16 protein-coding genes and 12 tRNA genes are annotated in these 18686 nt (G+C 71.6%); 21 read left to right on the top strand and 7 right to left on the bottom strand.

Annotated features, from left to right (window positions below):
* Window positions 1-125: 125 nt before the first annotated feature.
* Complete coding sequence (locus tag ABEA10_RS08995; RefSeq protein ID WP_345459986.1) at window positions 126-719, top strand: TetR/AcrR family transcriptional regulator; 594 nt, start codon at window positions 126-128, stop codon at window positions 717-719.
* Window positions 720-731: 12 nt separating this feature from the next.
* Here ABEA10_RS08995 and ABEA10_RS08990 read toward each other — a convergent pair whose 3' ends face one another.
* Entirely contained in the window at window positions 732-1112 is a 381-nt protein-coding gene (locus ABEA10_RS08990; RefSeq protein WP_329253575.1) for a YkvA family protein, read from the bottom strand.
* A gap of 150 nt (window positions 1113-1262) precedes the next feature.
* On the opposite strand from ABEA10_RS08990, the gene ABEA10_RS08985 reads away from it, so the two are divergent.
* The 14 genes from ABEA10_RS08985 (at window position 1263) to ABEA10_RS08920 (ending at window position 5238) form a co-directional block, all read left to right on the top strand.
* Window positions 1263-2465 carry a cysteine desulfurase-like protein gene (locus ABEA10_RS08985; protein WP_345459981.1) on the top strand — a complete coding sequence of 401 codons (1203 nt, stop codon included), beginning with the start codon at window positions 1263-1265 and terminating at the stop codon, window positions 2463-2465.
* A 39-nt stretch (window positions 2466-2504) separates the two neighbouring features.
* Entirely contained in the window at window positions 2505-3707 is a 1203-nt protein-coding gene (locus ABEA10_RS08980) for a dipeptidase (protein WP_345459978.1), read from the top strand.
* A 269-nt stretch (window positions 3708-3976) separates the two neighbouring features.
* Window positions 3977-4048, top strand: a tRNA-Gly gene (locus ABEA10_RS08975).
* A gap of 108 nt (window positions 4049-4156) precedes the next feature.
* Window positions 4157-4229: transfer RNA gene (locus ABEA10_RS08970), tRNA-Arg, on the top strand.
* A 26-nt stretch (window positions 4230-4255) separates the two neighbouring features.
* Window positions 4256-4327, top strand: a tRNA-Gln gene (locus ABEA10_RS08965).
* A gap of 80 nt (window positions 4328-4407) precedes the next feature.
* Window positions 4408-4480 (top strand) — tRNA-Leu (locus ABEA10_RS08960).
* Between the two features lie 14 nt (window positions 4481-4494).
* A tRNA-Leu gene (locus tag ABEA10_RS08955) sits at window positions 4495-4567 on the top strand.
* A 55-nt stretch (window positions 4568-4622) separates the two neighbouring features.
* Window positions 4623-4707, top strand: a tRNA-Ser gene (locus ABEA10_RS08950).
* Between the two features lie 33 nt (window positions 4708-4740).
* Window positions 4741-4816 (top strand) — tRNA-Met (locus ABEA10_RS08945).
* Window positions 4817-4820: 4 nt separating this feature from the next.
* Window positions 4821-4891, top strand: a tRNA-Asn gene (locus ABEA10_RS08940).
* 12 nt (window positions 4892-4903) lie between these two features.
* Window positions 4904-4976 (top strand) — tRNA-Arg (locus ABEA10_RS08935).
* A 5-nt stretch (window positions 4977-4981) separates the two neighbouring features.
* Window positions 4982-5053 (top strand) — tRNA-Val (locus ABEA10_RS08930).
* A gap of 26 nt (window positions 5054-5079) precedes the next feature.
* A tRNA-His gene (locus ABEA10_RS08925) sits at window positions 5080-5153 on the top strand.
* A gap of 3 nt (window positions 5154-5156) precedes the next feature.
* Window positions 5157-5238, top strand: a tRNA-Tyr gene (locus tag ABEA10_RS08920).
* Window positions 5239-5261: 23 nt separating this feature from the next.
* Here ABEA10_RS08920 and ABEA10_RS08915 read toward each other — a convergent pair.
* Window positions 5262-6236: a sigma-70 family RNA polymerase sigma factor gene (locus tag ABEA10_RS08915; protein WP_345459975.1), complete on the bottom strand. Its 975-nt coding sequence runs from the start codon at window positions 6234-6236 to the stop codon at window positions 5262-5264.
* 181 nt (window positions 6237-6417) lie between these two features.
* On the opposite strand from ABEA10_RS08915, the gene ABEA10_RS08910 reads away from it, so the two are divergent.
* Window positions 6418-7086, top strand: coding sequence for a VOC family protein (locus tag ABEA10_RS08910; RefSeq protein WP_345459972.1), 669 nt, complete (start codon window positions 6418-6420; stop codon window positions 7084-7086).
* A 125-nt stretch (window positions 7087-7211) separates the two neighbouring features.
* Here the strand turns inward: ABEA10_RS08910 and ABEA10_RS08905 are convergent, their stop codons facing one another.
* Entirely contained in the window at window positions 7212-7988 is a 777-nt protein-coding gene (locus tag ABEA10_RS08905) for a helix-turn-helix transcriptional regulator (RefSeq protein WP_345459969.1), read from the bottom strand.
* 108 nt (window positions 7989-8096) lie between these two features.
* Here ABEA10_RS08905 and ABEA10_RS08900 point away from each other — a divergent pair, with 108 nt between their 5' ends.
* Window positions 8097-9122, top strand: a complete 1026-nt coding sequence (locus ABEA10_RS08900; protein WP_345459966.1) for a zinc-binding dehydrogenase — start codon at window positions 8097-8099, stop codon at window positions 9120-9122.
* A gap of 43 nt (window positions 9123-9165) precedes the next feature.
* A complete protein-coding gene (locus ABEA10_RS08895) occupies window positions 9166-10452 on the top strand; it encodes a hydroxyacid-oxoacid transhydrogenase (RefSeq protein ID WP_345459963.1) in 1287 nt (428 codons plus the stop codon).
* Between the two features lie 45 nt (window positions 10453-10497).
* On the opposite strand, the gene ABEA10_RS08890 is transcribed toward ABEA10_RS08895, so the two are convergent.
* Window positions 10498-11307, bottom strand: a complete 810-nt coding sequence (locus ABEA10_RS08890) for an SAM-dependent methyltransferase (protein WP_345459960.1) — start codon at window positions 11305-11307, stop codon at window positions 10498-10500.
* Window positions 11308-11493: 186 nt separating this feature from the next.
* Between ABEA10_RS08890 and ABEA10_RS08885 the strand changes: the two genes are divergently transcribed.
* Complete coding sequence (locus ABEA10_RS08885; RefSeq protein ID WP_345459957.1) at window positions 11494-13137, top strand: SpoIIE family protein phosphatase; 1644 nt, start codon at window positions 11494-11496, stop codon at window positions 13135-13137.
* Window positions 13138-13155: 18 nt separating this feature from the next.
* Here ABEA10_RS08885 and ABEA10_RS08880 read toward each other — a convergent pair whose 3' ends face one another.
* The 3 genes from ABEA10_RS08880 to ABEA10_RS08870 all read right to left on the bottom strand — a co-directional run bounded on the left by ABEA10_RS08880 (window position 13156) and on the right by ABEA10_RS08870 (window position 16701).
* On the bottom strand, window positions 13156-14112 hold the full coding sequence (locus ABEA10_RS08880; protein WP_345459954.1) for a helix-turn-helix transcriptional regulator: 957 nt from the start codon (window positions 14110-14112) through the stop codon (window positions 13156-13158).
* 71 nt (window positions 14113-14183) lie between these two features.
* The gene (locus tag ABEA10_RS08875; RefSeq protein WP_345459951.1) at window positions 14184-16133 is read right to left on the bottom strand and encodes a CHASE3 domain-containing protein; all 1950 of its coding nucleotides are present in this window, start codon (window positions 16131-16133) and stop codon (window positions 14184-14186) included.
* 145 nt (window positions 16134-16278) lie between these two features.
* Complete coding sequence (locus ABEA10_RS08870) at window positions 16279-16701, bottom strand: DoxX family protein (RefSeq protein ID WP_345459948.1); 423 nt, start codon at window positions 16699-16701, stop codon at window positions 16279-16281.
* Between the two features lie 236 nt (window positions 16702-16937).
* Between ABEA10_RS08870 and ABEA10_RS08865 the strand changes: the two genes are divergently transcribed.
* Window positions 16938-17276, top strand: a complete 339-nt coding sequence (locus ABEA10_RS08865) for a YciI family protein (RefSeq protein WP_345459945.1) — start codon at window positions 16938-16940, stop codon at window positions 17274-17276.
* Window positions 17277-17413: 137 nt separating this feature from the next.
* The gene (locus ABEA10_RS08860; RefSeq protein WP_345459942.1) at window positions 17414-18676 is read left to right on the top strand and encodes an RNA polymerase sigma factor; all 1263 of its coding nucleotides are present in this window, start codon (window positions 17414-17416) and stop codon (window positions 18674-18676) included.
* Window positions 18677-18686: the final 10 nt, after the last annotated feature.

Genomic DNA, 18686 nt, shown 5'->3' with positions numbered 1-18686 from the left:
GGTGAGCGGAGCCTGGCCGGGGAAGACGCGCCGCTCGGGCTCCGCGTCTCTAGAAAAGCAGACCAAGTAGAAAAGTGCAACGAGTCAACTTAGCCTCCGATGCAACTTTCGGATATGCTCCGGCCATGACCTCGCCCCCTGTGGGCCGCCGCGAACGCAAGAAGGCGGCCACCCGGCAAGCGATCGCGGACGCCGCACTGCGGCTCTTCCTGGAGCGCGGCTACGACCAGGTGAGCATCCGCGACATCGCCGACGCGGCCGACGTGTCGACCACCACGGTGTTCAAGCACTTCAGCGGCAAGGAAGCGCTGGTGTTCGACCAGGACGAGCACCGCGAGGCGGCACTGACCGCCGCGGTGCGGCGGCGAGCCGACGGCCAGAGCATCCTCGACGCCCTCCGGCGGCACGTCCTCGACAGCTGGCTGCCGCTCGCGGCGCATCCACAGATGGCCGAGTTCACCGATCTGGTGGACTCCACACCGGCACTACGCGCGTACTCCGAGCGCATGTGGACCCGGCACACCGACGCTCTCAGCGCGGCCATCGCCGACGAGCTCGGCGTGCGGCACGACGACCTCGCCTGTGCGGCCCTCGCGCGGTTCGTCCTCCAGATCCCGGTCCTCGCCCGCGGCCGGCCGGACCGCCGGGCCGCCGTCGAGGCGCTCTTCGACCTCCTCGCCCACGGCTGGGAACCGGCAGGCCGCCCGCCAGGTGGCTAGGTGGCTAGGTGGCTAGGCGGCCTGGCCGCCGCGGCGGCGGGTCACCTCCTGGCCGATCGCGAACAGCAGCCAGCCGAACGCCGTGGCGTCGTCGATCACGCCGACCGGCAGCAGGAAGTCGGGGACGATGTCGATCGGTGACACGATGTAGATCACCGCGATGACCATCGCGATGATCTTCCCCTTGCTCGTCCGGTAGACCCGGTCCCGGCGGCCGGCGATCCGCTGCCGGCTGCCGCGGCGCAGGCGCAGCAGGCCCGCGATCAGGATCAGGCCCCCGATGATCATTACGATGACGCCGACCGTGCCGACGCCGACACCCCCCACGTCGCCGTGGACGGCGAAGGCCAGGACCGCGCCGACGAGAAGCGCGAGAACGCCGGGAAGGATCATCCGATCTCCTCCGTACTCGGGGGTTCCACGCGGAGTATGTCCCGCCTGACCGCTTTCATTCGCGAGCGGGGCCGGGCTTCCCCTCCCCGGCCGTCGCACGAGAGCCTGGAGCCACGTAGTTTCGGACCGAACGCGTGCTTTGGAGCTGACATGACCCTGGACCTGGTATCGATTCGCGCAGCGTACCCGGCACTGCGCGATGGCTACGCCTACCTGGACGGAGCGGGAGGCACGCAGGTTCCCGAGTCGGTGATCTCCGCGATCGCGGGCGCGTACGAGCGCGGCATCGGCAACGTCGGCGGCGCCTTCCCGGCCAGCGACCGCTCCGGCGCCATCGTCGAGGCCGCCCGCCAGGCCGTCGCCGACCTGGTCGGCGGTGATCCGCGCGGCGTCGTCCTCGGGCCCAACATGACCACACTGACCTACCGCTTCGCGTACGCCCTCTCCCGTACCTGGCGTGCCGGCGACGAGATCGTGCTGTCCCGCCTCGACCACGACGCCAACGTGCGGCCCTGGGTGCAGGCGGCCGAGCGCGCCGGCGTCACCGTCCGCTGGGCCGAGGTCGACGTGCCCGCCGGCGAGTTGCCGGCCGAGCAGTACGACGCGCTCCTCGGCGACCGCACCCGGCTCGTCGCGGTCACCGCCGCCAGCAACATCCTCGGCACCATGCCCGACCTCGCGGCGATCACCAAGCGGGCCCACGACGCCGGCGCGCTCACCTACGTCGACGGGGTGCACGCCACCCCGCACACCCCCGTCGACGTGTCCACGTTCGGCGCCGACTTCTACGCGACCAGCGCCTACAAGTGGTCCGGCCCGCACATCGGCGCCGTCGTCGCGGCGCCGTCCCTGCTGGAGACGCTCCAGCCCGACAAGCTCGCCTCCTCCAGCACCGACGTGCCCGACCGCTTCGAGACCGGCACCGCGTCGTTCGCCGACCTCGCCGGCGTGACCGCCGCCGTCGACCACCTGGCCGGCCTGGACTCCGGAGCCGCCGGCACCCGCCGGGAGCGCATCCTCGCCTCGATGGCCGCGGTCGAAGCGCACGAACAGGCCGAACTCGCCCACCTGCTCGACGGCCTGGCCGCCGTGCCCGGCGTACGGCTCGTCGGCGCCCCCCGGCGCCGTACCGCCACGGCCTACTTCACCGTCGACGGGCACACGCCCGGCGCGGTCGCCGAGCACCTCGCCTCGCGCAAGGTGAACGTCTGGAGCGGACACAACTACGCGTGGGAGCTCACCGCCGCCCTGGGCATCCGCGACCGGGGCAGTGCCGTACGCGCCGGGCTCGTGCACTACAACGACCGGTCCGACGTCGAGCGGCTGCTGGCGGCCGTATCAGAATTGCGTTGACCACCCCATCCCGACAGCGTCAGTGAGGACACAGAACAGATGACGTACACCGTCGATTCCGGCCACCTGGAGCGCGCCCGTGCTCTGCTCGCCGGCCACCCCGTGGTGGACGGGCACAACGACCTTCCGTGGGCGCTGCGCGAGCAGTCCGGGTACGACCTCGACGCGTGCGACATCGCCGTCGACCAGACCGGCCGCCTGCACACCGACCTCGCCCGCCTGCGCGCGGGCGGGGTGGGCGCGCAGTTCTGGTCCGTGTACGTGCCCTCGGAGCTGGCGGGCGAGCACGCGGTCAGCGCGACGCTGGAGCAGATCGACTGCGTCCGCGCCCTCGCCGCGCGCTACCCCGACCACCTGCGCATCGCCCTGACCGCCGACGACGTGGAGGCGGCGTGGGCGGACGGCCGGATCGCGTCGCTGATGGGCGCCGAGGGCGGCCACTCGATCGACAACTCGCTGGCCACGCTGCGCGCCCTGTACGCGCTCGGCGTCCGCTACATGACGCTGACGCACAACGACAACGTGCCCTGGGCGGACTCGGCCACCGACGAGCCGGCGGCGCACGGCCTCACCCGCTTCGGCGAGGAGGTCGTCCGCGAGATGAACCGGCTGGGCATGCTCGTCGACCTCTCCCACGTGGCCGCCGACACCATGCGGGACGCCCTGCGGGTCAGCCGGGCGCCGGTGATCTTCTCGCACTCGTCCTCGCGCGCCGTCTGCGACCACCCGCGCAACATCCCCGACGACGTGCTGGCGTCGCTGGCGGCCAACGGCGGGGTCGCGATGGCGACGTTCGTGCCGAAGTTCGTCCTGCCCGAGGCGATCGAGTGGACCCGCGCCGCCGACGAGCATGTCCGGGCCAAGGGCTTCCACCCGTTCGACACCGCCGCCGAGGCGGCCGAGGTGCGGCGGGAGTTCGAGGCCGCCAACCCGCCGCCGATCGCGACCCCGGCGACGGTCGCCGACCACCTCGACCACATGCGCGAGGTGGCCGGCATCGACCACCTCGGCATCGGCGGCGACTTCGACGGCACTCCCTTCACCCCGGACGGCCTGTCCGACGTGTCGGCGTACCCGAACCTGATCGCCGAACTCCTCGGCCGCGGCTGGTCCGAGACGGACCTGACCAAACTCACCTGGAGCAACGCCGTACGCGTCCTGCGCGCCGCCGAGGACACGGCCCGCGAGCTGGGCCGTACGGAGACGCCGTCGATCGCGACGATCGAGCAATTGGACGGCTGAGGGAACCCGATTCGCGGGTTCGCCGTCTGATGGACATCGACGGCGATTAAATATGTTGCCCTCGCGGCGAGGGTTCTTATGATGGAAGCATCAGGACGGCAGGAGAGGAGGAAGTGCGAATGAATAACTCGCACTGGCGGCAGATGTCGCAGGGCACGCGATATGAGCTGCTGCATGTCCTCCTTACGGGAGCCTCGGGATAGGTCGCACCTGTCGTTGCGGGCCGCCCGGAGGACATCGTCCCGGGCGGCCCTTTTCATGAGTGACACGTGGGTGAGCCAACGGTTAGGCGGCCGGTTTCCAAGTCCGGCGAGAAGCGGGTTCGACTCCTGCCACCCATGCTTTTCCTCTGCTCTTGTGATCTTGGGCGGGGAATGCGTTTTGAAAACTCCACAGCGGAAGACATTTGCTCGCGGCGGCTCTTTCCGGGTTTCCGGCCGCCGCGCCCAGCCTCTGTAGCTCAGTGGACAGAGCGCCCGCTTGCGGAGCGGGAGGCCCCAGGTTCGAGTCCTGGCGGAGGTGCGGAGCGCGCGTTCGCGCGCTGTCATTCCCTGGTCGTCCAACCGGCAGGACACGCGATTCTGGATCGTGGAATCGAGGTTCAAATCCTTGCCAGGGAGCGAGGCCGCCGCACACGGCTTGTGACCCCGCCTTCGTACGGCGGGTGGCCCGGGTCGGCACCGGGTGGCGGCTCTTTCAAGCGCTCGTGGCCCAACTGGCAGAGGCACCGGCCCGAGGAGCCGGAGGTGCGGGTTCGAGTCCCGCCGAGCGTACGCAGTTTCAACAGGCCGCCATAGCCCAATCGGTAGAGGCGTCGCGCTCAGGACGCGAAGGTCGAGGTTCGAATCCTCGTGGCGGTACGCGAGAGACGACCGGGCCGTCCGACGGGGGCGACGGCCCGGTCATCGACGCAGTGGAAGGTTGGCGGAGTCCGGTATCGCGCCCGTTTCGAAAACGGAGGCCAGGGTGACCTGCGGGGGTTCGAATCCCTCACCTTCCGCGATAAGAAAAGCCGCCCTCAGCGGCGGCGCACTGCGCAGTAGGGGAGTCAGGCCGTCCCCACCGGCCTCATAAGCCGGTTATCGTGGGTTCGAATCCCACCTGCGCGACTGATCCGGTGTCATCCAACGGCAGGATGCGCGGCTGTTAACCGCGTCATGCTGGTTCGATACCAGCCACCGGAGCGATGTACCCACACCCTCGTAGCTCAGTGGACAGAGCATCCGCCTCCGGAGCGGTGGGGCGTCGGTTCGACTCCGGCCGAGGGTACGAAACGACCGGTAGCTCATCGGTAGAGCGGCGCCTTAACACGGCGCGCGTGGCAGGTTCGACTCCTGCTCGGTCGACCGCGTCCCAGGAAGAGGGACGCCGTGGTGTTCATGGTGTAACGGAAGCACGCCGGGTTGTGGTCCCGGAAGTGGCGGGTTCGAATCCCCCTGTTCACCCTTTGCATGGGCCTGGTCATGGGTGAGACCAAGCGGCTGTAAACCGCCCGCTTCGCGCTGTGCAGGTTCGACTCCTGCCCCATGCACGATGTCTTCCGCCGTGGAGATCTCAAAGATGCGGTGGCAGGCCGAAGAGGGGGAACAGGCGGTCGACGTCGAGGAAGAAGTTGAGGCGGATCAGGCGGTCGCCGCGGAACTCCAGCACGTGCAGTGACCACGGCTCGTGGCGGCCACCCGGGCCGCTGGGGCGGTATTGGCCGAAGGCGGGCGAGCCGTTCGCCGCCGTCGGCAGCAGCCGGGAGCCCTGGCACTCGATGCCCGGCCCGCTCCACCACTCGCGCATCCGGGCGGGGCCCCGGACCCACATGTCATAGGGCGGCATCGACTGGGTGGCGTCCTCGTGCAGCAGCGCGACGAGCGCGTCGAGGTCGTAGCGTTCGAAGGCGTCGCAGTAGCGCGCCACCAGGGAACGCTGCGTGGCGTCCAGCGGCTGCAGGTCGGAGGAGTCGGTGAGGCCGAGGTCGTCGAGCGTCGCGCGGGCCCGCTGAAGGGCGCTGTTGACCGAGGCCGATGAGGTGCCGAGCAGCTCGGCGACCTCGCTCGCCTTCCAGCGCAGGACCTCGCGCAGGATCAGCACCGCCCGTTGGCGGGGCGGCAGGTGCTGCAGCGCGGCGACGAACGCCAGGCGTACGGTCTCGCGCGCGATCGCCTCGTCGGCCGGGTCGCCCCCACCGCCCGGCAGGACGCGAGCGTCGGGCGTCGGCTCGACCCAGGTCGACTCGGCGAGCGGTGGGTTCAGCGCGGAACCGTCCCACGCGGGCCCGAGGTCGATCGGCCGCGCACGCCGCCCGCGCCCCTTGAGCAGGTCGAAGCAGACGTTGGTGGCGATGTGGAACAGCCACGACCGCAGCGCCGCCCGGCCCTCGAAGCGGTCGAGCGCCCGCCACGCCCGTACGAGCGTCTCCTGGACGGCGTCCTCCGCTTCGAAGGGCGAGCCGAGCATCCGATAGCAGTAGCCGGTCAGCTGCACCCGGTGCGCCTCGAGCTCGTCGGGATGTGGCTGAGCTGCGGTAACGTCGGCCACGTGGACCACCTCCGGGGGAACGGCGCGCGTAAGGCGGCCCATGGTAGGCGCTGCCACCGACACCCGGGACGGATCAAGCCCGACCGGTACGGGAGGTCTCACGCCGACGGCTCCAGCGGAGCTCGAGTCCGGCGGCCGCGCGCTTGACTCTCGGGCGGCCCGAGACTTTCAGAATGGTCTCGTGCTGAGCATCGGTAGCTTCTCCCTCGTCACCGGCCTGTCGATCACCGCGTTGCGGCACTACGACGACGTCGGGCTGCTCACTCCGGCCTACGTCGACCCCGGCAGCGGATACCGCCGGTACCGGCCCGACCAGGTGAGCGAGGCGCGCCTGTACGCGACGTTGCGCCGCCTCCGGGTGCCCGTCGACGCGATGCGAACGGTTCGCGAGCGTGGCGTCCACGCCGTGCTCGCCGAGCACCGTGACCACCTGCTGGGCGAAGCCGACTCGCTGGCGCAGCTCATCGAGACCGTCGAGCACTACCTGGAGAAGGGGCTACCCGTGAGAACCCACCGCATCGCCCAGGTCACGATCACGACCGGCGACCTGCCCACCGCGATCGCGTTCTACCGCGACGCCTCCTATCACGAGGAGATCAGTTCGTTCCAGTTCGGCGCCTATCCCGACGACGACTTCTTTCTCGTGACAGTGGCCGATCCCGAGCGGCACCCCTGGCCCGGCGGGCCGGCGAGGTTCGGCCTGCTCGTCGACGACATCGACGCCGCGCACGCCCGCGCCCTGGCCGCCGGCGCCATCGAGATCGAGCCGCCGGTCGACAGGCCGTGGAAACCGCGCTCATCGATGGTGAAGGACCCGGACGGCAATCACATCGACCTGTACCAGGCATAGAGCCCCATCGCGCCGCACCCGAGGTGCCCGCAAGGAACTCCTCTGCTCGAAGCGCCCGGTCACCCCGCCTAGGGAGGTTGAACGGCCAAAGCGCCGGGACCTGCCGGCGGCAGCGCCCCCAAGGTCTACCGGCTGTAGATGACCAGGGTCTGCTCCGGCCTCTCCGCGACGTGGAACGCGGTGTGCGCCAGGGTGATGACGCCGAGTCTCGGGTGGCGTAGGCGCTTGGTGCCGGCACGGCTGATCTGGATGTCGTAGCGGGGCCACCAGGCGCGTACCTCCGGGCTCGCCGCGTGGAGTTCGTCGACCAGGCGGGTGAAGCGGGGATGGTCCGGGTGGCGGCCGACGGCGGCGCGCAGGCGGGCCAGGACGTTCTGCGCCTCCTGGTCCCAGTCGACCAGGACCTGCCGTGCCGCGGGTTCGGTGAAGACCCAGCGGGCCAGGTTGGGTTCCGGCATCGCGGAGATGCCGGTGAACAGCTCCGCGGCGGCCGCGTTGTGGCACAGCACGTCGTAGCGCATGCCCGTGACGTAGGCGGGGTTGGGCTCGACCAGCGCCGGGACGCCGGCGACGCCGGGGGCCAGTGGCTCGGGGGCGTCGGCCTGCTCGTCGCGGGTGTCGCCGGCGAGGTGGAACAGGTGGTCGCGTTCGTGCTCGCTGAGCCGCAGCGCCGTGGCGAGCGCCTCGAGCACCTGGCCGGACGGGCGTACGTCGCGGCCCTGCTCCAGGTAGGTGTACCAGGTGGCGCTGATGCCCGCGATCAGGGCGATCTCCTCGCGCCGCAGCCCGGGAGTGCGTCGCCGTCCCGTCGTCGGCAGGCCGGCTTCGGCGGGGGAGATGCGCTCGCGGCGGCTGCGCAGGAACGCGCCGAGCTCGCGTCGGCGGAGCACCGAGGTAGTCACAGTTCCAGAATAAACCGGCTCTGGATACCAGGCTGAGACACTCGCAGACTTGCCGGTATGCGTGCATGGAAACTGGAAGAAGCAGGACAACCGATAAGACTGGCGGAGGTGCCGGAGCCGGCGCCGCGCGGCGGCGGGGTGATCGTCAGCGTGCTCGCCGCGTACCTGCCCGCCTATACCGAGGCCCTCACTCAGGGGGTGCGGGGCACCATCCCGACACCGCTCGTCCTCGGCGCGGGCGGCATCGGACGGGTCGAGTCCGTGGCCGACGACGTCTTCAACGTCGCGCCGGGCGACATCGTGATCATCAACCCACTGCTGAGCTCCGGCGAGACGGACGGGCCGCAGGAGATACTCGTCGGCTGGACGGGCGTGGGCGGACGGGGCAAGGCGACCGCGACGACCACCGCGATGCAGGCGGTGTGGCGCGACGGGCTGTGGGCCGAGCGCGCCCTGTGCCCCAAGGAGACCGTCGTACGGCTGGCCGGCGCCGAGGAGTACGCGCGGCCGGACCGGCTGGCCTTCCTGGGGTGGCTCGCCATCGCGGCCGAGGGTCTGAACAGCGCCGGTCAGCGGCCCGGCCAGACCGTCGCGGTCATCGGCGGCACCGGCCAGCTCGGCGCGGCGACGCTGCTGATGGCGCTGGCCCGCGGAGCCGCCCGGGTCGTGGCGGTCGGCCGCAACACCGCCGTCCTGGACCGGCTCGCCGGGTTGGACCCGCGCGTGCGGACCGTGGCATTCACCGGGGACCGGGCCCGCGACGCCGCCGCGATCGGCGAGGTGGACGTGGTGATCGACGCCCTCGGCGCCGTGCCCGGCCCGGACCCGACGCTGACCGGCTTCGACGCCCTGCGTCCGGGCGGGACGATGGCGCTGATCGGCGGGGTGAGGCAAGACCTTCCGCTGCCGTACGGCGACATCATGCGCCGGCGCCTCACGGTGCGCGGCTCGTGGATGTGTCCGCCGGAGACGGTCCTCGACGTGTGGCGCATGGTCGCCGCCGGAACGCTGAACCTGGACGTTCTGGAGCCGCGCCCGGTCGGCCTGGACGACCCGGCCGGCGCGGTCAAGCTGGCCGCCGGGGCGTCCGGGCCGGAGTTCGCCGTGCTGATCCCGGGCGGGCCCCGGGCGTGACCCTGCGTTGACATGGAACGGCGGCATCCGGAAGATCCGGAATATGCCTCTTTTGCCTGGTAATCCCGAGTCGGTGTTCACCTACGGCGCGCCGCAGCTGAAGTTCGGCGCCGGTTCCTCCGCGGAGATCGGCTACGACCTCACCCAGTACGGAGCACGGCGCGCCCTGGTGGTCACCGATCCGGGAGTGGCGGCCACGGGCGGCCCGCAGCGGATCGCCGAGCAGCTGAAGGAGTACGGGATCGAGGCGGAAGTGTTCGACCGGGTCCACGTCGAGCCGACCGACGCCTCGATGAAGGAGGCCGTCGCGTACGCCCGCGAGACCGGCCCGTGGGACGCCATCGTCGCGGTCGGCGGCGGGTCGAGCATCGACACGGCGAAGGCGATCAACCTGCTGACCACCAACGACGGTGAGCTGGCCGACTACCTCAACCCGCCGATCGGGGCGGGGCGGGCCCCGGCGCGTCCGCTGAACCCGCTGGTGGCCGTGCCGACCACGACCGGCACCGGCGCGGAGAGCACGACCGTCTGCGTGCTCGACGTCCTGGACCTGCGGGTCAAGACCGGCATCAGCCATCCGCGCCTGCGGCCCGCGCTCGCCGTGGTCGACCCCGAGCTCATCCGCACCCAGCCGGCCGGGGTCACCGCCTCGGCCGGCATGGACATCGTCTGTCACGCGCTGGAGAGCTACACGGCCCGGGCGTACACCTCCTACGAGCGCAAGCGGCCCGAACAGCGCGTGCCGTACTGCGGCGCCAACCCCGTCTCCGACATGTGGTCCGAGCACGCCCTGGCGCTGATCGCCCGCTCTTTCCGCACCGCCGTACGCGACGGCGACGACCTGACGGCCCGTACGGAGATGGCGCTCGCCGCGACCTTCGCCGGACTCGGCTTCGGCAACGCCGGCGTGCACATCCCGCACGCGAACGCGTACCCGATCGCGGGGCAGGTGAAGGACTTCCACCCCGACGGCTACCCGGACGAGGAGCCGATGGTGCCGCACGGCATGGCCGTGGCGCTGACGGCGCCGGAGGCGTTCCGGTTCACCTTCGAGGCCGGCCCGGACCGGCACGTACGCGCGGCCGAACTGCTCGACCCGGAGCTCGACCGGAGTGCCGACCCGTCGGAGTACCTGCCGGCGGCGCTGCTGCGCCTGATGCGCGACATCGGCCTGCCGAACGGGATCGGGGCGACCGGCTACACCGAGTCCGACGTGCCGGACCTGGTCGCGGGCACGATGAAACAGCAGCGACTGCTGGCCACGGCACCACGCGAGGTGACCGAGGAGGACGTCGCGGGCATCCTCACCCGCTCCCTCGCACTCTGGTGACCCGCCGCCCGGCCTCGCGCCGTGGCCGTGGCGAGCCGCCGTGGGTCAGTTCTTGCGGCCGACTCCGGCGTATCCCCACGCCAGCTCGGGCCGTTCGAACTTCAGGTCGGACTCCTCCGGGCGCCACTGCGGGAGGTAGACCAGGCCCGGCTCGAGGATCTCGAAGCCGTCGAAGAACGCCTTGACGCTCGCGTGGTCGCGCGGCCGGCCCGGCGCCGAGGTGCGGGAGTAGAGCTTCTCGATGGCCTCGCCCACCTGCGGGGCGCGCCCGTCGATCGTCGCGTGGGAGATGACCAGGTGGCTGCCGGGCACCAGGGCGTCCGCGAGCCGTCGTACGAGGTCCGCCGGGCGCTCCTCCTCGGTGATGAAGTGCAGTACCGCGACGAGCAGGAGCGCCACCGGCCGGTCGAAGTCGATGAGCCGCTTCACGTCGGGGTGGGAGAGGATCACGTCGGGCTCGCGCAGGTCCGCCTGGACGATCGTGGCCTGCTCGTTGCCGGCCAGGATCGACTTGCTGTGCGCGATGGCGACCGGATCCGTGTCGACGTACACCACATGGGAGTCCGGGGCGGCCGACTGCGCGATCTCGTGCACGTTTCCCAAGGTCGGAACGCCGGATCCGATGTCGAGGAACTGGCGAATTCCGGACTTGACCAGAAACCTGACCGCCCGGCCGAGAAACTGCCGATTTGCGCGTGCTGCGTCGCGCGACGACGGCTCGATCGCGGTCAGTGCGCTCGCGACGTCCCGATCGACGGCGAAATTGTGCGAGCCCCCGAGCAGGGCGTCATAGATCCGGGCCACATTGGCGCGCTCGACATCGACTTCCGGGGGCGCCCAGCTCTCGTGTTCCACGTGCTCGCCATTCGTGTGCCGGGGTCATGGGTGTGGCCGGAACGCTGACAGAACGCCCGGTCCCGAGTCAGCCTAGAGGGTGGCGCGGCATCGGTCGATGGACGCGCCACATATGCCAACATAGTTCGGCAAATGCTGGGCTGGACGATATTCGCCGCTGACGGCGCGCGTTTCGAGGAGGATCGAGTGACCATCCCCGGGCTGAGCGCGCTCGTCACCTTAGGGGTGGCCGCGACCGGTCACGTACTGCGCTGGGGACCGGCCGCGGCCGAGCTGTTCGGCCGGACGGACGCCGAGGTGCGCGGGCGCGACCTGTGCGACGCGGTGTTCGCCGGCGAGCACCGCGAGGCGTTCGGCGCGGCCGTCGCGCGCGCCGCCGCCGGAACGCCCTCGGTCACCTTGCTGCCCGTACGGCTGCCCGGCGGGGCCGTCGTCCCGGTGGAGTTCCGCTGCGAGCCGGTGACCGAGGCCACCGGCGAGGTCACCGTGGGGATCAGCGCGCTGCCGCACCGCGACGCCCCGCCCGGGGGAGACCCCCTGCCCGAGGAACCGGACCAGGCGGTGTTCGGCATCGGCGCGACACTGGACCTGCGGCAGACCGCCCGCGAGCTCGCCGACGCCCTCGTCTCCCGCCTCTGCTACGGGGCCGGCGTCTACCTCCTCGAACGCCTCCTGGTCGACGACCACCTCCCTCCGCATGAGGACGGCGAGTCCCGCGTCGTCGTACGCCGGATGGCGCTGAGCGTCGCCGACGGCACGCAGCCCGAGTGGTCCTCGGCGTTCCCCACCGACGAGGTGATCGCCTTCCCGGCCGACACGCCGGTCGCCCGCAGCATGACCACCGGACGCCCGGTCGTCTTCACCGCGCTCGACAGCACGACGTTCGGCCGGTTCGTGAACCGGCTGTCGACCCGGCCGCGCATCAACGACGCGCTGAACTACGACAGCTTCCTGACCGTCCCGCTCATCGCGCGCGGCAACGTCCTCGGCTTCGCCATCCTCGCCCGCCGGTCCGGTGACCGGCCGTTCGGCATCGCGGAGGGCGGGCTCGCCCGGCGGATCGCCGACCACGCCGCCGTCTGCATGGACAACGGCCGCCTGTACGACCGCGAACGCCGCACCTCGAAGACGCTCCAGCGCAGCCTGCTGCCGGTGGCGCTCAAGACGCCGCCGGGGATGCGGATCGCCCACCGCTACCTGCCCGCCGGCCAGACCAGCCGGATCGGCGGCGACTGGTATGACGCCATCCCGCTGCCCGGGGGAAAGGTCGGGCTCGTCGTCGGCGACGCCATGGGCCACGGCACCGCCGCCGCGCTCGTCATGGGCCAGCTCCGTACGGCCGTGCGCATCCTCGCCCGGCTCGGCCTGCCCCCGGCCGACCTGCTGGGCCACCTGGACGAGATCGCCCAGGAGCTGACGACGGCACAGTTCGCGACCTGCGTGTACGCCCTCTGCGACCCGGGCCGCCGCCTCCTCACGATCGCCCGCGCGGGCCACGTCCCGCCGTTGATCGCGGCCGCCGACGGCTCGTCGGAGATCATCGATCTGCCGCCGGGCCTGCCGCTGGGCGTGGGTGAGGCCAGCTACGAGGCGCTCGAACTCCGCGTGCCGGAGGACGGCACGCTGATCCTCTGCACGGACGGCCTGATCGAGAGCCGCACGCGCGACATGGACGCGGGGCTGGAGGAGCTCCGCTCCCTCCTGCCCGGCGCGTCCCCCGACATCGAGGGCACCTGCGACGCCATCGTCAAGCACCTGCACACGGGCGAGAGCTCCGACGACGCCACCCTCCTCCTCGCCCGTCTGGAACCCGCCGAGCCACCCCGCTGATCCGCGCGGCCGCCGCACTCAAGCGCCGGTGGCGCGGGTGAAGCGGGCGCCCCATTCGCGGATGAGGTCGGCGAGTTCCGGGGAGTCGACCAGCTCGAACTCCGCGCCCACCATGCCCAGGGCCAGGGCCGGCCAGGACAGGGACTCGGCGGTCATCCGGAAGCGGCAGCGGTCGTCGCCGTCCTCCTCGACCGTCGCCCACGGGCTCACCTGGGCGCGGACCTGTTCCGCCGGCGCGTGCACGATCGCCTCGACCGTGTACGGCGTGGGGATGGCGTCGATGCCGGCGCGGACGAACGCCACCGGGTCCCCGCCCGGCAGTTCGCGCGGACGGAAGCGCTCGCTCGTGCTCTCCGGGTCGTCGAGCCGGTCGAGCCGGAAGTTGCGCCAGTCCTGCCGGGTCAGGTCGTACGCCACCAGGTACCAGCGGCGGCCGAGCGAGACCAGCCGGTGCGGTTCGACGAAGCGGGCGGTCCGCTCGGCGCGGTGCGCCTGGTAGGAGAACCGCAGGCGCACCTCGTCGCGGCACGCCTGGGCCACCGTGGTCAGCACGCCCGAGTCGACGGTCGGGCCGGTGGTCCACACCGCGGGCACCGTGGCGGTCCGCAGCGCGTCCACGCGCCGGCGCAGCCGGGGCGGCATGACCTGGACGACCTTGGTGAGCGCGCGGATGGAGGACTCCTCGATGCCGGCGACCGCGCCCTGGGCGGCGGCGCGCAGGCCGATGGCGAGCGCGACCGCCTCCTCGTCGTCGACGACGAGCGGGGGCAGCGCGGCGCCCGGCGCGAGCTGGTAACCGCCGTCGACGCCCCGCTGAGCCTCCACCGGGTAGCCGAGTTCGCGCAGCCGGTCGACGTCGCGGCGCAGGGTGCGTACCGAGACCCCGAGGCGTTCGGCGAGTTCGGCGCCCGGCCAGTACCGATGGGTCTGCAGCAGGGAGAGCAGCCGCAGCGTCCGTGAGCTCGTGTTCGCCATGGCCTCATCATGCACGGGCCAGCGGTCAGAAACCGGCCGCTATTGGGGCCCCTGTGAGGCGGTCGCCCGGGTCAGGACGCGATCGGTATCTCGACGTTGAGGGCCGTGCCGGCGCCGGCCGGGCTGATCACCTCGATCGTTCCGCCGAGCGACTCGATGCGCTCCTTCAGCCCGGCCAGGCCGGAACCCCGTGCGGGGTCGGCCCCGCCGATGCCGTTGTCGTCGACCCGTAGCCCCAGCGTCCCGTGCTCCAGCGTCAGGAGGATGTGGACGACGGACGCGTGGGAGTACTTCGCCACGTTCGTGAGCGCCTCGGACACCGTGTAGTAGATCGCGACCTGGATGTGGTCGGGCAGCGGCCGGTCGACGCGCATGTCCAGCCGCGCCGGCACCTCCGACCTTTCGGCCAGCGACTCCAGGGCGCGCCGCAGGCCGCTGCGGGACAGCGCCGTCGGAAGCAGGCCGTGGGAGATCTCCTTCAGGTCGTCCAGCACGCTGTCCACGCCCTTGACCGTCCTGGCCAGCTGGGCTCTCAGCTGGTCCTGTTCCGGCGTGACGATGGCCTGGGTGCCCCGCAGCTCCTCGCCGAGGGCGGTCAGGCGGCGTTGCGGCCCGGTGTTCAGGCTGTGTTCGATGAGGCGCCGGGCCTCGTCGGCGGCGGCGACGATCCGCGCCGAGGAGGCCAGCAGCTCGTTCCGGTTCTCGGCGTTGGCGATCGCGGTCGCGAGGAGCTCGACGAACTTCATGAGGCGGTCCTCGGTGTTGTCCGGCGGCGGCCGGTCGTCGGCCGAGAACACCGCGATCATGCCCCACAGGTGCCCGCCGACCGTGATCGGGCAGCCCACGACGTACCGGATCCCGTGGAGGCGCGACCAGGCGCCGATCGTGCTCGTGGCCTCGTCGGTGTTCATCCGCGCCGGCATGCCCGTCCGGATGATCAGCGTGGTGACGCTGTCCTCCTCGATCAGCCAGTGGCCGCTCGCCGGGGGCAGGATGTCCGGCGCGCCGGGGGCGGTCCAGTGGCCGACCGTGGTGAGGGCGGGAGCGGGGTCGAAGCGGTTGAGCACCGCGTACTGCGTCCCCTGAGCGCGGCCCAGCTCGCTGGCGACCGCGGTGAAGATCTCCGCCGGTGACACGCCACGGGCGATGAGCGTCGCGATCCGCCGGAGCGCGCCCTGTTCCTCCACGACCCTCCGGAGCTGTCGCCGGTCCGCCTCCAGCGATCCCGCCATCACGTTGAACGTCCGTTCGAGCACGCCGACGTCGCCCCCCGACACCTCGGGGATCCGTACCGACAGGTCGCCGCCGGCCAGGTCGCTGGCGATGGCCGCGGTGCGCCGCACCGGGCGCAGGATGGCGCGCGTCAGGTACCCGGAGAACAGCAGGAGGAGCAGGAGCGCGCCGCACGCGCCGCCCGCCGCGATGGCCGTGGCCCGGGTCGTGTCGGCGTTGGAGCGGTTCTCGTGCGCCTCGACCAGCGCTTTCTGCGCGGCCATGAAGCGGTCGAACTCATCGCGCAGCGGCTGGAGGCGTTGCTCGCCCTCGGCGATCGTGGCCAGCGCCCGCGCCGAGGCGGGCTGCTGCCGGATCGCCGCCAGCAGCGGAATCGAGTAGTCGTGCACGTACGCCTCGGTGGCGCTCACGATCCGGCGTGCCTGTTCGGCCTGGGCCGGATCGCCCCCCGCGGTGAGCCGCTCCAGCCTCCGGCCCTCCCCGACGGCGTCCTGCTGGGCGCCGGTCACCGGTGCCAGCAGCCGCCGGTCACCGGTGATGATGAACCCGCGAACGTCGGTCTCCAGGTTGGTCACCAGCCGTTCCAGCCGGTTCGCCGACGACAGGACGGTCTTGGACCGGGTCGCGACGGCGGCGGAGTCGCGCAGATCGATGATCACCGAGAACAGCAGCGCGTACGCGCCGATCGCGAGCAGCATGACGATGCCGCCCGCGACGACGATACGGCGGGTCAGTCCTCCCCGCGGACCGGACGCCGACCGGACGCGGCGTAGCGCCCGTGCGCCCACTGGTCATCCCCCCGAACAGCCCGTGACGCGCGCCTCTGCCTGTCACTTTACGGGGAAGAACGATCGGTGACGACCGTCGCCGCCTCCCCGGTCAGCGGGGTGGACAGGCGTTTCTTCGGTATCAGGGCGTCGTGGCCGGGGGCGGTCAGCGCCGGAGACGGTTCACGAGCGCCCGGAAGCCGTCCCGCCGGTACCACGCGATGATCGCGAACAGGACGCCGTACGACGCCGGCAGCAGCGCCCACGCCGGAGCGAGCACGAGCAGCTGGGTGAGCACCGCGCCGATCATGAGGCCGATGAGGCCGATCGCGGCGGGCGTGGCGAGGCGCGGGATCAGCAGGCCGATCGCGCCGGCGGCCTCGCAGACGCCGGTGAGGTAGCGGAGCCACTGGCCCCAGCCGATCTGCTGGAAGGTCTCCACCGCGTCCCGCTGGCCGGCGAACTTGGGCGCGGCGGAGGCGATCAGCAGGAACGCCGCCAGCAGGATCTGGACCGCCCACAGGGCGATGTTCACGGCCGTACGCCGGTCCGCCGGCGTGGTGGGCGTCGCGAGGGTCTGGGTGCTCATGTCTGTCGTCCTCTCGTTGAACAGCCGTGAGACCGTGTCTCGATCCCGGCCTCGTGCTCACGCGTCGAACGAGGGACGGCCGGATCGACACCTGCGCCAGAAATTTTTTTCTGCGAATTTTTTGGGCGGGGGTGTCGATCCGGCCGTGTCCCGTTCGACGCGTACGCGAAGGCCGGGATCGGACCCGGCCCGAGACCGCTTCGAACACGCTTCGAGCACACAGAAGGAGACAGGCGATGCGATTCCTGCTGATGACCACGGACGACGGGTCCTCCGCCGGCAACCCCCCTCCGGACGAGAAGCTGATGAGGGAGATGGGGCAGTTCATCGAGGAGATGACCAAGGCGGGCGTGCTGCTGGCGACCGGGGGGCTCGATCCGAACGGCATCCACATCAAGAGTTCCGGCGGCGAGGTCACGGTCACCGACGGGCCCTTCGCGGAGGCCAAGGAGGCCGTCGTCGGGTTCGCCCTGATCGACGTCAGGTCCCGGGAGGAGGCGATCGAGCTCTCCAAGCGGTTCTGGTCGATCGTCGGCGACGGCGAGGGCGAGATTCGTCAGGTCTTCGGCCCCTGAACCGGCCGTACCCCTGACCGGCGGCGGATTCGGTTTCCGGCGCCGGGCCCGGCGCCGAGCCCGCCCCGCGAACCGCGTTCCGGGGCGGGCCGGTCCCCGCTTGCGCCCCGGGCGGAGACGATGCTCTGATCGGTCGCGTGACCGCTTCGGATGTCCATCGCGCGATCGACGCGGTGTGGAGACTCGAGTCGGCGCGGATCATCGCCGGCCTGATGCGGATCGTCCGCGACGTCGGCATCGCCGAAGAACTCGCGCAGGACGCCCTCGTCATCGCCCTGGAGAAGTGGCCGGAGTCGGGTGTCCCCGCCAACCCGGGCGCCTGGCTCATGGCGACCGCCAAGCACCGGGCGATCGACCGCGTCCGCCGTGACGTCCGCCTGGAGAGCAAGCAGGAGCAACTCGGTCATGAGCTGCGGACCGAGCAGGTCTCCGCCGAGGACGAGGTCGACGCCGCGCTCGACGACGAGGTCGGCGACGACCTGCTGCGCCTGATGTTCATCTCCTGCCATCCGGTGCTGTCCACCGAGGCGCGGGTCGCGCTCACGCTCCGCCTGCTCGGCGGGCTGACGACCGACGAGATCGCACGGGCGTTCCTCGTGCCGGAGCCGACCGTCGCCCAGCGGATCGTCCGCGCGAAGCGGACCCTGGCCAGGAAACAGATCCCCTTCGAGGTCCCGCCGGCGGGCGAGCGTGCCGCCCGGCTGTCCTCGGTGCTGGAGGTGCTGTACCTGGTCTTCAACGAGGGATACTCGGCCACCGCCGGTGACGACTGGATGCGCCCGGCGCTGTGCCAGGAGGCGCTGCGCCTGGGCCGGATCCTGGCCGAGCTGGCGCCGGACGAGCCCGAGGTGCACGGTCTCGTCGCGCTCATGGAGATCCAGTCCTCACGCGCGAAGGCGCGTACCGGCCCCGGCGGTGAGCCCATCCCGCTCCTGGAGCAGAACCGCGGACGCTGGGACCAGCTGCTGATCCACCGTGGTTTCGCCGCGCTGCTCCGCGCCGAGAAGATCGGCGCACCGCTCGGCCCGTACGTCGTGCAGGGCGCGATCGCCGCCTGCCACGCGCAGGCCGGGAGCGCGGAGGAGACCGACTGGGAGCGGATCGCGACGCTGTACGGGGCGCTCGCCCACCTGACCCCCTCGCCCGTCGTCGAGCTGAACCGCGCGGTCGCCCTCGGCATGGCGTTCGGCCCGGCCCGGGGGCTGGAGCACGCCGACCGGCTCCTCGGGGAGCCGGCGCTCGCCGAATACCATCTGCTGCCGAGCGTGCGCGCCGACCTGCTGGCCCGTCTCGGCCGCGCCGCCGAGGCGCGCTCGGAGTACGAGCGCGCGGCCTCGCTCACGCGGAACGCGCGAGAACGGACCCTCCTGCTCGAACGCGCCGCCGCGTGCGCCCCGTGACGGAGCGCGG

Source organism: Actinoallomurus oryzae (assembly GCF_039541955.1).
GTDB classification, from domain to species: domain Bacteria; phylum Actinomycetota; class Actinomycetes; order Streptosporangiales; family Streptosporangiaceae; genus Actinoallomurus; species Actinoallomurus oryzae.
This window is presented reverse-complemented; position numbering and strand designations above follow the sequence as displayed.

What these genes read in the sequence shown, in the direction of transcription:
- ABEA10_RS08995 (WP_345459986.1), top strand. Translation starts at nt 126, where the DNA reads ATGACCTCGCCCCCTGTGGGCCGCCGCGAACGCAAGAAGGCGGCCACC.
- ABEA10_RS08990 (WP_329253575.1), bottom strand. Translation starts at nt 1,112, where the DNA reads ATGATCCTTCCCGGCGTTCTCGCGCTTCTCGTCGGCGCGGTCCTGGCC.
- ABEA10_RS08985 (WP_345459981.1), top strand. Translation starts at nt 1,263, where the DNA reads ATGACCCTGGACCTGGTATCGATTCGCGCAGCGTACCCGGCACTGCGC.
- ABEA10_RS08980 (WP_345459978.1), top strand. Translation starts at nt 2,505, where the DNA reads ATGACGTACACCGTCGATTCCGGCCACCTGGAGCGCGCCCGTGCTCTG.
- ABEA10_RS08895 (WP_345459963.1), top strand. Translation starts at nt 9,166, where the DNA reads ATGCCTCTTTTGCCTGGTAATCCCGAGTCGGTGTTCACCTACGGCGCG.
- ABEA10_RS08880 (WP_345459954.1), bottom strand. Translation starts at nt 14,112, where the DNA reads ATGGCGAACACGAGCTCACGGACGCTGCGGCTGCTCTCCCTGCTGCAG.
- ABEA10_RS08870 (WP_345459948.1), bottom strand. Translation starts at nt 16,701, where the DNA reads ATGAGCACCCAGACCCTCGCGACGCCCACCACGCCGGCGGACCGGCGT.
- ABEA10_RS08865 (WP_345459945.1), top strand. Translation starts at nt 16,938, where the DNA reads ATGCGATTCCTGCTGATGACCACGGACGACGGGTCCTCCGCCGGCAAC.